Annotated in this window: 12 protein-coding genes and 3 rRNA genes; 1 reads left to right on the top strand and 14 read right to left on the bottom strand. The window is 40.7% G+C overall.

What is annotated here, in order from left to right; genetic code table 11:
* Positions 1-127: 127 nt before the first annotated feature.
* Positions 128-898 carry a TatD family hydrolase gene (locus AC3IS5_RS00255; protein ID WP_390012204.1) on the bottom strand — a complete coding sequence of 257 codons (771 nt, stop codon included), beginning with the start codon at positions 896-898 and terminating at the stop codon, positions 128-130.
* A gap of 341 nt (positions 899-1,239) precedes the next feature.
* Entirely contained in the window at positions 1,240-3,207 is a 1,968-nt protein-coding gene (metG, locus tag AC3IS5_RS00250) for a methionine--tRNA ligase (protein ID WP_489426092.1), read from the bottom strand.
* A gap of 351 nt (positions 3,208-3,558) precedes the next feature.
* Here metG and abrB point away from each other — a divergent pair, with 351 nt between their 5' ends.
* Positions 3,559-3,837 carry a transition state genes transcriptional regulator AbrB gene (gene abrB, locus AC3IS5_RS00245; RefSeq protein ID WP_489426091.1) on the top strand — a complete coding sequence of 93 codons (279 nt, stop codon included), beginning with the start codon at positions 3,559-3,561 and terminating at the stop codon, positions 3,835-3,837.
* A gap of 146 nt (positions 3,838-3,983) precedes the next feature.
* Here abrB and rsmI read toward each other — a convergent pair whose 3' ends face one another.
* The 12 genes from rsmI to AC3IS5_RS00185 form a co-directional block, all read right to left on the bottom strand.
* Positions 3,984-4,856, bottom strand: coding sequence for a 16S rRNA (cytidine(1402)-2'-O)-methyltransferase (rsmI, locus tag AC3IS5_RS00240; protein WP_489426090.1), 873 nt, complete (start codon positions 4,854-4,856; stop codon positions 3,984-3,986).
* Positions 4,853-5,116 carry a GIY-YIG nuclease family protein gene (locus AC3IS5_RS00235; protein WP_489426089.1) on the bottom strand — a complete coding sequence of 88 codons (264 nt, stop codon included), beginning with the start codon at positions 5,114-5,116 and terminating at the stop codon, positions 4,853-4,855. The genes rsmI and AC3IS5_RS00235 overlap by 4 nt, the downstream gene beginning before the upstream one ends.
* The gene (locus AC3IS5_RS00230; RefSeq protein ID WP_489426088.1) at positions 5,100-5,849 is read right to left on the bottom strand and encodes a tRNA1(Val) (adenine(37)-N6)-methyltransferase; all 750 of its coding nucleotides are present in this window, start codon (positions 5,847-5,849) and stop codon (positions 5,100-5,102) included. The genes AC3IS5_RS00235 and AC3IS5_RS00230 overlap by 17 nt, the downstream gene beginning before the upstream one ends.
* Before the next feature lie 65 nt (positions 5,850-5,914).
* Complete coding sequence (gene yabA, locus AC3IS5_RS00225) at positions 5,915-6,280, bottom strand: DNA replication initiation control protein YabA (protein WP_464940505.1); 366 nt, start codon at positions 6,278-6,280, stop codon at positions 5,915-5,917.
* A 22-nt stretch (positions 6,281-6,302) separates the two neighbouring features.
* Entirely contained in the window at positions 6,303-7,121 is an 819-nt protein-coding gene (locus tag AC3IS5_RS00220) for a PSP1 domain-containing protein (RefSeq protein WP_489426087.1), read from the bottom strand.
* Positions 7,114-8,118 (bottom strand): DNA polymerase III subunit delta', encoded by a 1,005-nt coding sequence (gene holB, locus AC3IS5_RS00215; protein ID WP_076035405.1) that lies wholly within the window; start codon positions 8,116-8,118, stop codon positions 7,114-7,116. Before holB ends, AC3IS5_RS00220 begins: the two co-directional genes overlap by 8 nt.
* A gap of 67 nt (positions 8,119-8,185) precedes the next feature.
* Positions 8,186-8,623, bottom strand: a complete 438-nt coding sequence (locus tag AC3IS5_RS00210; RefSeq protein ID WP_489426086.1) for a YaaR family protein — start codon at positions 8,621-8,623, stop codon at positions 8,186-8,188.
* A gap of 19 nt (positions 8,624-8,642) precedes the next feature.
* The gene (locus tag AC3IS5_RS00205; protein WP_489426085.1) at positions 8,643-8,972 is read right to left on the bottom strand and encodes a cyclic-di-AMP receptor; all 330 of its coding nucleotides are present in this window, start codon (positions 8,970-8,972) and stop codon (positions 8,643-8,645) included.
* 72 nt (positions 8,973-9,044) lie between these two features.
* Complete coding sequence (gene tmk, locus AC3IS5_RS00200; RefSeq protein WP_489426084.1) at positions 9,045-9,671, bottom strand: dTMP kinase; 627 nt, start codon at positions 9,669-9,671, stop codon at positions 9,045-9,047.
* Between the two features lie 1,008 nt (positions 9,672-10,679).
* Positions 10,680-10,795 (bottom strand): 5S ribosomal RNA (rrf, locus tag AC3IS5_RS00195).
* 63 nt (positions 10,796-10,858) lie between these two features.
* Positions 10,859-13,788 (bottom strand): 23S ribosomal RNA (locus AC3IS5_RS00190).
* 184 nt (positions 13,789-13,972) lie between these two features.
* A 16S ribosomal RNA gene (locus tag AC3IS5_RS00185) occupies positions 13,973-15,525 on the bottom strand.
* The 16S, 23S and 5S rRNA genes sit together here, the layout of an rRNA operon.
* Positions 15,526-15,736: the final 211 nt, after the last annotated feature.

The raw sequence follows: 15,736 nt of genomic DNA, 5'->3' as shown, positions 1-15,736 counted from the left end.
AAACGCCTCCTTATCACTCGTTGGATTATATAGACCTTCTTTTTAGCTGTCAACACCTAAGGTTTTTACCTAATTTTGACATAGAAGCAAGTTTTCCTATCCGAAGTAAGGAAGGCGACCTTGCATTTTATTTTGTAATTTTATAAAAACGGTGGGCATTGGCAGTTGTTGCCGATGCTACTTCTTCTACCGATATTTCCTTTAGGCGCGCTATTTCTTCTGCAACTAACGGTACTAAAGATGGCTCATTTCTTTTACCTCGATGTGGGTGAGGTGCCAAGTATGGAGCATCTGTTTCAATCATCAAATACTCAAGTGGAATTTCTGTTGCAACTTCTTTTGGTTTTTTTGCATTTTTGAAAGTAACGGGACCACCTAAGCTAATCATAAAATTCATGTTAATACACTCTTTTGCAATTTCTACACTACCGCTATAACAGTGCATAACTCCACCCGTAATTTCTGCATGTTCTTCTTTCAAGATGCGCACACAATCTTCTGTTGCATCACGATTATGAATGACAATTGGTAAATCTAATTTTTGTGCCAATCGAATTTGTTTACGCAATAATTCCTGTTGTATTTCTTTTGGAGATTTATCCCAATAATAATCAAGTCCTGTTTCACCGATTGCTACCACCTTTGGATGAGCTGCTAATTCCTCAATCCATTGTAAATCCGCTTCTGTGCAGTCAATTGCATCTACAGGATGCCAACCAATTGCTGCATACAAAAATGGATATTCATCAATCAATTTCATCGCCTTCTCAATTGTTGGTCTGTCAAAACCTACGACAACCATCTCTTTTACATCAGCATCTAATGCGCGTTGGATCACTTCTTGTAAATCCTCTTCGTATTGGTCAGCATTTAAATGCACATGTGTATCGATAAACATCGTCATTCTCCTCACAGTAGTTTTATTTTAGACAAATAACAGATTTCAGAGTTGTCATTCATATTACAATTTGATTACAAGGCTCTCTGGATTATTTCATTAACCATTTAAAGGGATATTTATAGGTATTAAAATTTCACCATGTTATTTTTATACTAATAACACATCCCTAAAATGCAGTTCCACAAAAAAATATCATATCCATAAATAGAACCAAGAGCCTACTATGTCATACAGTAGGCTCTTGGTTTTTCAGTAAACTTAAGAAAAATCGCGATATTTGAGGAAATTTAGACTTTCTTCATTATCAATAAGATGATTCTTTAGTAGTTATTAAATATTTATTTTACTTTTGCGCCGTTTTCTAGTTTTTCATCGACAGTTGCTAAAGTTAAAACACCATCTTTACTTCCTGCCAAAACCATCCCTTGAGAAAGTTCACCACGAAGTTTTACTGGTTTTAAGTTAGCAACAACGATTACTTTACGCCCAACTAATTCTTCCGGTTTGTAATACTCTGCAATACCTGATACAACTTGGCGTTGCTCATATCCTAGCTCTAATTGTAATTTTAATAATTTATCTGCTTTTGGAATTTTATCGCATGCAATGACAGTTGCAACACGAAGATCCACTTTCATGAAATCTTCAAAAGAAATTTCAGGTACATCTTCTTCTTTTTTTGCTACCGCATCTTTTTTAGGCTCTTCAACCGGCTTAACTGAACCTTGCATTTGTTCGCGAATATAGCCAACTTCTACTTCATTATCTAGACGAGGGAAAATTGGTACACCTTTTTCGATGACTTTTTTACCAGATGGTATTGCACCAAATGTATCTAGTGTATCCCAAGCCAATAATTCTTCATCTAATCCAAGCTGTTCCATAATTTGCTTTGGTGCAATTGTCATAAATGGTTGAATCATAACAGCTATTTGTCGTAAGCTTTCTGCTAAATTAGCCATTACCGTTGCTAATTGACCTTTTAGTGCTTCATCTTTTGCTAATACCCATGGTGCTGTTTCATCAATATATTTGTTTGTACGTGAAACTAATGCCCATACGTCAGAAAGAACTACACTAAATTGCATTTTTTCCATGTTTTCTTCATATTTCACTTTTGTATCCGTAGCTTGTGCGATTAATGCTGCATCAAATTCTGTTGGTTCTAAACCTTCAGTCGGTATATGTCCATCGAAATACTTGTTCATCATAGAAATAGTACGGTTTAATAAGTTTCCAAGATCATTAGCAAGATCAAAGTTTGTACGTTCGACAAATGATTCTGGTGAGAATACCCCATCTGATCCAAATGGTAACTCACGTAGTAAGAAGTAACGTGTTGCATCTAATCCATAACGCTCAACTAACATCTCAGGATATACAACATTACCTTTAGATTTCGACATTTTACCATCTTTCATCATGATGAAACCATGTGCAAATACTTTTTTAGGTAATGGTAAATCTAAAGCCATTAAGAAGATTGGCCAATATATTGTATGGAAACGTACTATATCCTTACCAACTACATGTACATCTGCTGGCCAGTATTTTTTAAACAATGTATCATCCTCAGATAAATAGCCTAACGTTGTAATATAATTTGTTAAAGCATCAACCCATACATAAATAACATGCTTTGGATCTCCAGGAACTTTAATTCCCCAGTCAAAAGAAGTACGAGAAACAGATAGGTCTTCCAAACCAGGTTTGATAAAGTTATTGATCATTTCGTTTTTACGAGACTCTGGTTCGATAAATTCAACATTATCCTCATAATATTTCAAAAGGCGATCAGCGTATTTCTTCATATTAAAGAAGTACGATTCTTCTTTTACCTTATGAACAGGGCGACCACAATCAGGACAGTTACCATTGTCCAATTGTGATTCAGTAAAGAATGATTCACACGGTGTACAATACCAACCTTCATATTCCCCTTTGTAAATATCACCGTTGTCTAAGAATTTTTGGAAAATCTTTTCGACAGCGTCTGTATGACGTTTTTCTGTTGTCTGGATAAAATCATCATAAGAGATGTCCATTAACTTCCAAACAGCTTTTGCTGATTCAGCAATTTCATTCACATATTGCTGTGGTTCTTTACCAGCCTCAGCTGCTTTTTCTTGAATTTTTTGCCCATGCTCGTCCATACCCGTTTGGAAACGTACGTCATATCCTTTCAAACGTTTATAGCGTGCGATCGTATCAGAAGCTACAGTTGTATATGCAGTTCCAATATGAAATTTACCACTAGGGTAATAAATAGGTGTTGTTATATAGAATGTTTTCTTTTGATTGTCCACGAAAACTTCCTCCAGTGTTCTACAGTATACTTTCTATTCTAACCAAGTACGAAAAACCTTTCAATCAAAGTTTATTAAATGACTTTTTGACGAAAAATGTCGAATATTACTTTTCGAATTCGAGATACTTAAATATAGCAAAAAACTCATGCGTTTTATGCATTTTCGAGGAAATTAATCAAATTCGTATGTAAATTCTACTTAAAGAACGGAATATTTTTGAAATAAAATATCATTTTTCAAACAAAAATAATTGACGTTTATGGCATTAGTTGGTATGATATTCAACAGACACAGAATATATGTCGAAATTTGACGAAAAATAATAATAATATAGGAGGAATTCTTGTCATGAAATCTACTGGTATCGTCCGCAAAGTTGATGAATTAGGTCGCGTGGTTATTCCTATCGAACTTCGCCGTACTCTAGGCATTGCTGAAAAAGACGCTCTTGAAATCTACGTTGATGATGATAAAATCATCTTAAAAAAATACTTACCTAATATGACTTGCGCTGTAACAGGCGAAGTGTCTGATGATAACTTCCGTCTTGCTGGTGGTAGCTTAATCCTAAGCCCTGAAGGCGCTGAAATCCTTGTAAAAGAAATCCAAACTAAATTAACTAAATAATTTAGAGGATTTAATTATATTCGAGTAACAAGTTATTCAATAACAAATAGATTATTACCTATCTTGTTTTTCAAATGTGATTTCATATATAGAAAACATCCGAAATGTTCGCCATTTCGGATGTTTTTTTCTATTAATAGATCTAATTATTCCACATGATAGGCTTGATACACTTCTCGCTTTGTAAGACCTCTTACTTTTGCCACTTCTTTAATAGCATCTTTAGAAGATAGTTGCTGTTCTTCTATTAGCTTATTTATGTGATCGACAACCGTTAGCTCATCCCACCAAGTTGCTTCCTCTTCTTCGTCAGCATTTACATTACCTTCTAAAACAATACAAAATTCTCCGCGAATTTCACTTTCAATTGCCCACTCTAACGCTTCATCAATTGTGCCTCTTAAAAACTCTTCAAATTTCTTCGTCAATTCTCGTGCTAAAACAATCCGACGATTACCAAGTATCGTTTGCATATCCTTTAATGTATCTTTCAAACGGTGAGGAGCTTCATAAAATAGAATCGTCTCTTGTCTCTTACTTAATTTTTCTAAGGCTTCTTTACGCTCCTTCTTTTGACGACTCAAAAATCCATAGAAGAAAAATGGTTGAGGGATTAAACCTGAAGCGATTAAAGCGGTGATAGCCGCGTTAGCACCAGGTATCGGTACAACCGCAAAGTCTTCTTCAATTGCCTTTGCAGCAATATCTGCACCTGGATCTGAAATACACGGTAGTCCTGCATCACTTACTAATGCTACTGTTTTACCTTCACGCAAATAATTTAGAAGCTTTTCGCCACCATACTCTTTGTTGTGATCATGGTAACTAACAAGTGGTGTATCAATTTCAAAGTAGTTACAAAGTTTCTTAGTATTACGCGTATCTTCTGCTGCGATGACATCAGCTTCTTTTAGTATACGAATAGCTCGCATAGTCATGTCTTCCAAATTGCCAATAGGTGTAGCGACTAAATATAAGCAACTCGTATTTTCATGCATGGTACTTTTTTGTGATTTCACAGTTCTCCGCTCCTTATATGGTCGATCTTCTGTTTACGTGTTAATTGTTTAAATGCGTATTCAGCTCGCATCGCTTCTTGCTTTGTCTCGTATTCTTCAAAGTAAATGCAACGTACAGGTAAACGTGCCCTTGTATACTTGGCACCTTTCCCCTGATTATGCACACCGAGTCGATGTTCTAAATCATTTGTGTAACCTGTATAGTAAGTTCCATCACCACATTCTAGTACATACATGAGATGCTTATTGCTCTTTTCCATATAGCATCTCTCTCACTTCAGCTGTATATTCACCATCTTCTCCATATACATAAAGTGGGGGCAAAATCTTTAAATCTGGCTTGCCATCTTTAATTCCTTCTATTAATAATGTATTCGCTTCTTTACCAGCTTTCGGGTAAACAAAGCGGATGCGTTTGGGCTCCAATCGATTTGCACGCATCGCCGTTATAATATCAAGTAAACGACTCGGGCGATGGACAAATGCTACCTTTCCACCTTGCTTTAACAATTTACTTGCGGAAAAAATCATTTGATCTAATGTTAAATGGATTTCATGTCTAGCAATCGCGACATGCTCCTTCAAGTTTTTATCACTCGCTTCATGCGCAGGGAAATAAGGTGGATTACATGTCACAACATCATACTTTTCCGCGCCAAGTGCAGATGCAATTGTCTTCACATCACCTTGCATAATCTCAATTTGTAGTTCTAATTTATTATAATGAACACTTCTCTGGGCCATATCAACAAGACGTTCTTGCAATTCTACACCAGTAATATGCCCTTTTGTCCGAGCACTCAAGAACAACGGAATGGCTCCATTACCAGCACATAAATCAACAAGCTTTCCCCTTTGATAAGGTACATTCACAAACTTTGCAAGTAACACTGCATCAAGAGAAAATGAAAACACCGACGGACTCTGGATAATGCGTAATTCCTCTGCTAAAAGATAATCGAGTCTCTCATCTTCTTTCAACCACTGTTCCATATAATTACCTCCAACATAGCAAAAGACTGACCTCCACTTTTCAAGAAAATGGAATCAGTCTTTGTTTAGCCGTTTTGTTTATTTAAAAATGATAGGCAGAATAAACAATCCTCGCCTTTACGTGATCCTCCAAAATGGACATGACATACATGGTATCCTTCATGATAAAGTCGTGCCAAGTTATCATAACCCTCACCGACATCAATGATTTCTACTTTTTTCGCTGAAACGTCTTTAATAACCTTCCCCTCAGGTTTAGAAGAGAGTACTTCCTCTAGACGTGTGCGAAGATGACGATTCTCCATTTGGAGTGTTTGATGCTCTTCCATCATGAGTGCAACGAATTTCTTCAGTGCCTCAAATTGTTTTTGCATCGATTCTAGCTGTTGTTCGAACTCCATAACAGTATCTAAGAAATTACGGTCCTCCACTCAAGCCACCTCATTATTTCCACTATTGGACAGAACTTTTTTCGTGTTGTAAAATTTCTTCCAATGTATAATCCAAAATACGTTGTTGCTCAGAAAGCTCAACTTGTAGCACGCGTTCTAATATATTCATACCTACTACTTTTCCACTACCATCTGGTGTTGTAATTACAGCACCAATATCAGGCATTTGCTCTCTTGCTTCTTCATACTCGTCGTTTTCATATTTCAAGCAACACATTAAACGACCACATAACCCTGAAATTTTAGAAGGGTTAAGCGATAAGTTTTGATCTTTCGCCATTTTTATAGAAACTGGCTCAAAATCACCTAAAAATGTAGAACAACATAACATTCTTCCACACGGACCTATACCGCCAAGCATCTTCGCCTCATCTCTCACACCAATTTGGCGAAGTTCGATTCGTGTGCGGAAAATAGCAGCTAAGTCTTTTACTAACTCTCTGAAATCTACTCGACCTTCCGCTGTAAAATAAAATATAATTTTATTGCGGTCAAATGTATATTCAACATCAACTAATTTCATTTCTAGTTCATGTTCTGAAATTTTTTCTGTTGCCAATTCAAAAGCACGTTTAGATTCTATAGCATTTTCATCAACCTGGAATCGGTCGCGTTCATCAGCTGGACGTACGACTTGCTTTAATGGTAGTACAACATCGCTTTCTCCTACTTGTTTCATTGGAACAACAATTTTGCCATACTCAATACCACGCGCAGTTTCGACAATTACATATTGACCCTTATTTAATAAAAATTCTCCAGGATCAAAATAATATATTTTACCCGCTTTTTTAAAGCGGACACCAACTACATTATACAAAGGATTTTCCCTCCTGCAGATTCAGCATAAGCTGCTCCATCATCAGCGTTCGGTTCATGTTGCGCTGTAATTGCTGACGAGCTTGTAATATCGCTTGTAACTGCGTCGATAAACGAGCATATGTCGTCTGCAATGCAACCTTCTTCCAGTACGATAACCAATCTGGATACGTACACACTGCTTCGGGATTTGCTTTAATCGCAACAATGTCACGAAATGCAAATAGCAGTAAATCTAATGCCAACTCCATTTGCTCTTTCTCTTTAAATAGTGGCAGCCAATCTTCATGTACCGATAACATAGATTCATGCACATTAGTAAAGGTTGCTTCAACCAATTTTAACACTGTTTTTCGGGCCTGCGCAAACTCATCATCTTTTGATAGAGAAAAAGCTTCCTCTAAATCGCTTGTCACCATGCTAACCGTAGCAGCCATTGAAACCGTAATTCCCTCTGCTACAAGCTCTTTAATCATAGCGTCTTTCGATATTCCTTGAAACTTTATATGCTGGCAACGCGAACGAATAGTCGACAACATAGCATTAATATTATCCGTAATGAAGATTGCCGTCACAATACCTTCAGGCTCTTCAAGAAATTTTAATAATTTATTGGCAGATTGCGGATTTAAACGGTCGGCCTCATGAACGACATATACTTTTCGCCCTGCTTCTAAACCTGTCTTATTCATTTCATGTAACAAAGCTTCGATGGCTGCCACTTTAATAAATTGACCATCCGGGTATATTTGGTGGAAATTTGGGTGATTTCCTGATTTTATACGCTGACAATTTCGACATGTTTCACATGGAACATTTTTCCGAGGTTCCTCACAAAACATTAATTGCACAAAGAAATGCATTATAGCTTCAGTTCCAGAGCCTTTTCCACCTTCAAATATGTAAGCGTGACCCAGTCTTTTTTTATCGAAAATTGTTTGGAGCTGCTTCATTACTACAGGTTGTAATTTCAGTAGCTCTTCAGCTGTCTGCACCATCATTCATCACCTTTTCATTGTTTGAAAAAATCCCGTGCTCCGGGGTTCCGAAAGGCACGGGGTTTATTTACGTATATAAGTTGATTAACAACCCTTTAATTTCACCTATTTTACTTAATAAGTCAACGGAGTCTTTCTCCTGGTCTAAAATGTCCTCTGTCAATTCGATAAGCTTTTCATCAATTGTTGACACAACCTTCAATCGTCGACCTTCACCAAAACGATTCCATGTATGCGATTGTTTAAGCTCCATACCATGATCAACCGCCTCTTTTAAGAAGCGTTTTACAAGCATTTTAAATTTAGCTAAATCACGTAAATTACGAGATTTGGCAATGCGATCGCCAGCTGTTGAAATATCACCTAATAGTCTTGTTAGTTGCTCTGTTTGCAATCGCTGCCCTTGCTTCACTACTACATCACCAAAACGTGTTACGGGTTGATGATTTTGTAGCGGCTGACGTGATTGATCTAAGCCAGTTCGTAAGTCTTGATTAATTTTCAATTACCAGTCGCCTCCATTATTAGAAATGGTGGAACTGTTCAATCGGTAATACGAAAACCGTAGCTCCCCCAACCTCAACTTCTACAGGATATGGAATATATGAATCTGCATTCCCACCCATCGGTGATATTGGTGCTACCATTTGTTCACGAGCACGACAATTATCACGAATGATATCTAAAGCCTTTGGAATCAATGAATCTTCAGTACCTATAAGGAATGTTGTATTTCCTGAGCGCAGGAATCCTCCAGTACTTGCCAATTTTGTTGCACGAAACTCATTTTTCGTCAAAGCGTTTGAAAGACGGTTACTATCCTGATCTTGTACAACTGCTACAACTAATTTCATCGGCACTCACCCCTTAATTAAATAGGTTCTTTAAATAATTATAACACAAACAAGCTAATTTCTTCATTTTCTTTATAATTCATTTTTCAAAATTTCCCAAACACTCTCCACTACTTCATCTAAACTTTTACTTGCATCTACTATACGAAAACGTTCTGGATTTTGATCGGCTAATAATTTATACGCTTCGCAAACTTTTGTATGGAATGCTAAGCTCTCCACATCTAAACGGTTTATTTCACGTTCACTATGCGCATTAATTCGTGCAAGTCCAACCTCTGGCTCTAAATCAAATAATATCGTCAAATCAGGCATTCTATCCCCAATAGCAAACTCATTGATAGAACGCACCCCTTCCATTCCAAGGCCTCTAGCATGTCCTTGATAAGCTAATGATGAGTCAATAAAGCGATCACATAAGACCGGGATACCTAAAGCTAAAGCTGGTTCTACCTTATCCGCAAAATGTTGGCTGCGAGCAGCTGCATATAATAGAGCCTCCGTCCGTGCATCCATTGCTGTATGGGCAGGATTTAAAATGATATCGCGAATCTTTTCGGCTATTTCGTTGCCCCCTGGTTCACGTGTTGCAACGAACTTCTTGCCCTCCCTTTGTAGCCTTTCAACAACCATCTTCAAAACCGTAGTTTTCCCTGCTCCCTCTGGTCCTTCAATTGTTATAAATAAATTTTTCTTCATTATTATATATTCCTCCGATAACGGATTAGTTTGGATTAATTTCGATTTACTCTATTATACAATATCTATTCTTAAAACCCGTCACTCATGCATAATTTCATCAATCAAACAGTCCATACTAAAAATAGTATTAAATCGATTAATCTATAATGCATCGAGTTATTTAATGATTAAAATTGTATTACACCAACTAATAATTGCACTCAAAAAAATAGACACACTCACTAATTTTTTTCGATAAAAAACATGCGCCCCTCCACAAAATTGCACATATAACACCACTGTATTATATTAGTTTTTTTAGACTAAATGGTTCTAATTGAAATGTTTCAAACAAAAAAGCCTTAAGCCAATTTTAAATTGACTTAAAGCTACTATTTTTACATATCATTGAATGAGATAGCCTCTCTACAAAAACGACTTACCTTTTCATACCTTTTGCTGATTTACTTGCAATATATAATACCAAATCCGTTATCCCTTTTCGTCTTGTAATCTTTTCTACGAAACTATGGGGATTTAAATTTATTCTAATTCTTACTCAACTTCAACATTTCTATTTGTGGCTAAGCATCCAAGTTCGTTTTTTACAAGTAAAGTATCTATATATCCTTACGTATTGCAATTATCGAAATACTATCTAAATGAACAGTTATCTGTTATTGCATCGATCACAACTGTAATGATGATAGTACTTTATCCATACTACCTAATCCAATAATTACTGCTGTATTTGTAATTGCAGTAATAACTACCATTGCTCAACATCATCATGAGTATCGCAACAATATTGCTAATTTCTTAACCAGCATATGGAGAGTACCTAGTAACTCGATAGGGATCTATTTGATTCTCTATTGATCCAACTAATTTAATTAAACAAAGGTCCCTTGATTGGATAAACAGAGGAAACAACTACAGACAAGCTCGTTTCACCATACAAGGGTATTATATTTTTCAAAACCAATAAAAAAAGCACAACTGATTAAATCAGCTGTGCTTTAATGTGCCTAGCAACGTCCTACTCTCACAGGGGGAAACCCCCAACTACCATCGGCGCTAAAGAGCTTAACTTCCGTGTTCGGCATGGGAACGGGTGTGACCTCTTTGCCATCATCACTAGACTATATTAGAGAACTTGTTCTCTCAAAACTGGATAAATTACATTGAAGTTAGTTAAGTAAAATTTGGTTAAGTCCTCGATCTATTAGTATTCGTCAGCTCCGTATGTCGCCACACTTCCACCTCGAACCTATCTACCTCATCGTCTTTGAGGGATCTTACTTACTTGCGTAATGGGAAATCTCATCTTGAGGGGGGCTTCATGCTTAGATGCTTTCAGCACTTATCCCGTCCACACATAGCTACCCAGCGATGCCCTTGGCAGAACAACTGGTACACCAGCGGTGTGTCCATCCCGGTCCTCTCGTACTAAGGACAGCTCCTCTCAAATTTCCTACGCCCACGACGGATAGGGACCGAACTGTCTCACGACGTTCTGAACCCAGCTCGCGTACCGCTTTAATGGGCGAACAGCCCAACCCTTGGGACCGACTACAGCCCCAGGATGCGATGAGCCGACATCGAGGTGCCAAACCTCCCCGTCGATGTGGACTCTTGGGGGAGATAAGCCTGTTATCCCCGGGGTAGCTTTTATCCGTTGAGCGATGGCCCTTCCATGCGGAACCACCGGATCACTAAGCCCGTCTTTCGACCCTGCTCGACTTGTAGGTCTCGCAGTCAAGCTCCCTTATGCCTTTACACTCTACGAATGATTTCCAACCATTCTGAGGGAACCTTTGGGCGCCTCCGTTACTCTTTAGGAGGCGACCGCCCCAGTCAAACTGCCCGCCTGACACTGTCTCCTACCCCGCTAAGGGGCATGGGTTAGAAGTTCAATACATCTAGGGTAGTATCCCACCAACGCCTCCTCCGAAGCTGGCGCTCCGGAATCTCTGGCTCCTACCTATCCTGTACAAGATGTATCAAAATTCAATATCAGGCTACAGTAAAGCTCCACGGGGTCTTTCCGTCCTGTCGCGGGTAACCTGCATCTTCACAGGTACTATAATTTCACCGAGTCTCTCGTTGAGACAGTGCCCAGATCGTTACGCCTTTCGTGCGGGTCGGAACTTACCCGACAAGGAATTTCGCTACCTTAGGACCGTTATAGTTACGGCCGCCGTTTACTGGGGCTTCAATTCGCACCTTCGCTTGCGCTAAGCACTCCTCTTAACCTTCCAGCACCGGGCAGGCGTCAGCCCCTATACGTCACCTTACGGTTTTGCAGAGACCTGTGTTTTTGCTAAACAGTCGCCTGGGCCTATTCACTGCGGCTCTCTCGGGCTTTCACCCTACTAGAGCACCCCTTCTCCCGAAGTTACGGGGTCATTTTGCCGAGTTCCTTAACGAGAGTTCTCTCGCACACCTTAGGATTCTCTCCTCGACTACCTGTGTCGGTTTGCGGTACGGGCACCTTTTACCTCGCTAGAGGCTTTTCTTGGCAGTGTGAAATCAGGAACTCCGGACATACGTCCTCGTCATCACAGCTCAACGTTATAGAAATGGGATTTGCCTCATTTCACGCCTCACTGCTTGAACATGCATAACCAACAGCATGCTTACCCTATCCTACTGCGTCCCCCCATTGCTCAAATGGTAAATAGGTGGTACAGGAATATCAACCTGTTGTCCATCGCCTACGCCTATCGGCCTCGGCTTAGGTCCCGACTAACCCTGAGCGGACGAGCCTTCCTCAGGAAACCTTAGTCATTCGGTGGACGGGATTCTCACCCGTCTTTCGCTACTCATACCGGCATTCTCACTTCTAAGCGCTCCACCAGTCCTTCCGGTCTGACTTCACAGCACTTAGAACGCTCTCCTACCACGGACATCTAAGATGTCCATCCACAGCTTCGGTGAATTGTTTAGCCCCGATACATTTTCGGCGCAGCGTCACTCGACCAGTGAGCTATTACGCACTCTTTAAATGATGGCTGCTTCTGAGCCAACATCCTGGTTGTCTAAGCAACGTCACATCCTTTTCCACTTAACAATTACTTTGGGACCTTAGCTGGTGGTCTGGGCTGTTTCCCTTTTGACTACGGATCTTATCACTCGCAGTCTGACTCCCGTGCATAAATCACTGGCATTCGGAGTTTGTCTGAATTCGGTAATCCGGGATGGACCCCTAGTTCAAACAGTGCTCTACCTCCAGGATTCTCTATCACGAGGCTAGCCCTAAAGCTATTTCGGAGAGAACCAGCTATCTCCAGGTTCGATTGGAATTTCTCCGCTACCCACACCTCATCCCCGCACTTTTCAACGTACGTGGGTTCGGGCCTCCAGTAAGTGTTACCTTACCTTCACCCTGGACATGGGTAGATCACCTGGTTTCGGGTCTACAACCACATACTCATTCGCCCTATTCAGACTCGCTTTCGCTACGGCTCCGTCTTCTAAAACTTAACCTCGCATGTAATCGTAACTCGCCGGTTCATTCTACAAAAGGCACGCTATCACCCATTAACGGGCTCTAACTACTTGTAGGCACATGGTTTCAGGATCTATTTCACTCCCCTTCCGGGGTGCTTTTCACCTTTCCCTCACGGTACTGGTTCACTATCGGTCACTAGGTAGTATTTAGCCTTGGGAGATGGTCCTCCCAGATTCCGACGGAATTTCACGTGTTCCGCCGTACTCAGGATACACTCAAGAGAGAATGAACTTTCAACTACAGGGCTGTTACCTGCTCTGGCGGGCCTTTCCAGACCGCTTCATTTAACTCATTCCTTTGTAACTCCATATAGAGTGTCCTACAACCCCAAGAGGCAAGCCTCTTGGTTTGGGCTATTCCCGTTTCGCTCGCCGCTACTCAGGGAATCGATTTTTCTTTCTCTTCCTCCAGGTACTTAGATGTTTCAGTTCCCTGGGTCTGCCATCAAGACGCTATGTATTCACGTCAAGATACTGCTCCATTACGAACAGTGGGTTCCCCCATTCGGAAATCTCCGGATCAAAGCTCACTTACAGCTCCCCGAAGCATATCGGTGTTAGTGCCGTCCTTCTTCGGCTCCTAGTGCCAAGGCATCCGCCATGCGCCCTTAATAACTTAACCTAAAAGTTAGTTATTAAGCCTAAAAAACTTAATAATAAAAAATGTGTTACTTAATTTGCTTCAATGTCGTTTTATCCAGTTTTCAAAGAACAAGGTTTTGAAGATCATTTTACAATGAGCCTTCAAAACTGAACGCAAGACGTTAATCGACAGATCCAAGATCTGTTTCCGTAATTATCCTTAGAAAGGAGGTGATCCAGCCGCACCTTCCGATACGGCTACCTTGTTACGACTTCACCCCAATCATCTATCCCACCTTCGGCGGCTGGCTCCATAAAGGTTACCTCACCGACTTCGGGTGTTACAAACTCTCGTGGTGTGACGGGCGGTGTGTACAAGGCCCGGGAACGTATTCACCGTGGCATGCTGATCCACGATTACTAGCGATTCCGGCTTCATGTAGGCGAGTTGCAGCCTACAATCCGAACTGAGAACGATTTTATGAGATTAGCATACCCTCGCGAGTTAGCGACTCTTTGTATCGTCCATTGTAGCACGTGTGTAGCCCAGGTCATAAGGGGCATGATGATTTGACGTCATCCCCACCTTCCTCCGGTTTGTCACCGGCAGTCACCTTAGAGTGCCCAACTTAATGATGGCAACTAAGATCAAGGGTTGCGCTCGTTGCGGGACTTAACCCAACATCTCACGACACGAGCTGACGACAACCATGCACCACCTGTCACCAATGTCCCCGAAGGGAAAACTCTATCTCTAGAGCGGTCATTGGGATGTCAAGACCTGGTAAGGTTCTTCGCGTTGCTTCGAATTAAACCACATGCTCCACCGCTTGTGCGGGCCCCCGTCAATTCCTTTGAGTTTCAACCTTGCGGCCGTACTCCCCAGGCGGAGTGCTTAATGCGTTAGCTGCAGCACTAAGGGGCGGAAACCCCCTAACACTTAGCACTCATCGTTTACGGCGTGGACTACCAGGGTATCTAATCCTGTTTGCTCCCCACGCTTTCGCGCCTCAGTGTCAGTTACAGACCAGAAAGTCGCCTTCGCCACTGGTGTTCCTCCAAATCTCTACGCATTTCACCGCTACACTTGGAATTCCACTTTCCTCTTCTGCACTCAAGTCTCCCAGTTTCCAATGACCCTCCACGGTTGAGCCGTGGGCTTTCACATCAGACTTAAGAAACCACCTGCGCGCGCTTTACGCCCAATAAATCCGGACAACGCTTGCCACCTACGTATTACCGCGGCTGCTGGCACGTAGTTAGCCGTGGCTTTCTAATAAGGTACCGTCAAGGTACGTTCAGTTACTAACGTACTTGTTCTTCCCTTACAACAGAGTTTTACGATCCGAAAACCTTCATCACTCACGCGGCGTTGCTCCATCAGACTTTCGTCCATTGTGGAAGATTCCCTACTGCTGCCTCCCGTAGGAGTTTGGGCCGTGTCTCAGTCCCAATGTGGCCGATCACCCTCTCAGGTCGGCTATGCATCGTTGCCTTGGTAGGCCGTTACCCCACCAACTAGCTAATGCACCGCGGGCCCATCTAGTAGTGACAGCCGAAACCGCCTTTCAGCATTTTGCCATGTGACAAAATGGATTATTCGGTATTAGCCCCGGTTTCCCGGAGTTATCCCAATCTACTAGGTAGGTTGCCCACGTGTTACTCACCCGTCCGCCGCTAAATCAGAAGAAGCAAGCTTCTTCATCATTCGCTCGACTTGCATGTATTAGGCACGCCGCCAGCGTTCGTCCTGAGCCAGGATCAAACTCTCCATAAAAGTAGTTTGAAAGCTCATTAGCTTTGCTAGCGTATCATCCGAAGATGATATCTATTTTTGTTTTGATCCACCAACAGAGTTGATGTCCAAAAACATTTATTGATTAACGTCTTGCATGTTCAGTTTTCAAGGTTCATTGTGTTTGGTCGATGTCTAGTCGACTTTTAATATTATATCAGGATAACACTTCTTTGTCAATAACTTTTTTAAA

This window comes from Viridibacillus sp. KH_047, from assembly GCF_057838945.1.
This window is presented reverse-complemented; position numbering and strand designations above follow the sequence as displayed.

What these genes read in the sequence shown, in the direction of transcription:
- AC3IS5_RS00255 (WP_390012204.1), bottom strand. Translation starts at nt 898, where the DNA reads ATGTTTATCGATACACATGTGCATTTAAATGCTGACCAATACGAAGAG.
- abrB (WP_489426091.1), top strand. Translation starts at nt 3,559, where the DNA reads ATGAAATCTACTGGTATCGTCCGCAAAGTTGATGAATTAGGTCGCGTG.
- AC3IS5_RS00235 (WP_489426089.1), bottom strand. Translation starts at nt 5,116, where the DNA reads ATGGAAAAGAGCAATAAGCATCTCATGTATGTACTAGAATGTGGTGAT.
- AC3IS5_RS00230 (WP_489426088.1), bottom strand. Translation starts at nt 5,849, where the DNA reads ATGGAACAGTGGTTGAAAGAAGATGAGAGACTCGATTATCTTTTAGCA.
- holB (WP_076035405.1), bottom strand. Translation starts at nt 8,118, where the DNA reads ATGGTGCAGACAGCTGAAGAGCTACTGAAATTACAACCTGTAGTAATG.
- AC3IS5_RS00205 (WP_489426085.1), bottom strand. Translation starts at nt 8,972, where the DNA reads ATGAAATTAGTTGTAGCAGTTGTACAAGATCAGGATAGTAACCGTCTT.
- tmk (WP_489426084.1), bottom strand. Translation starts at nt 9,671, where the DNA reads ATGAAGAAAAATTTATTTATAACAATTGAAGGACCAGAGGGAGCAGGG.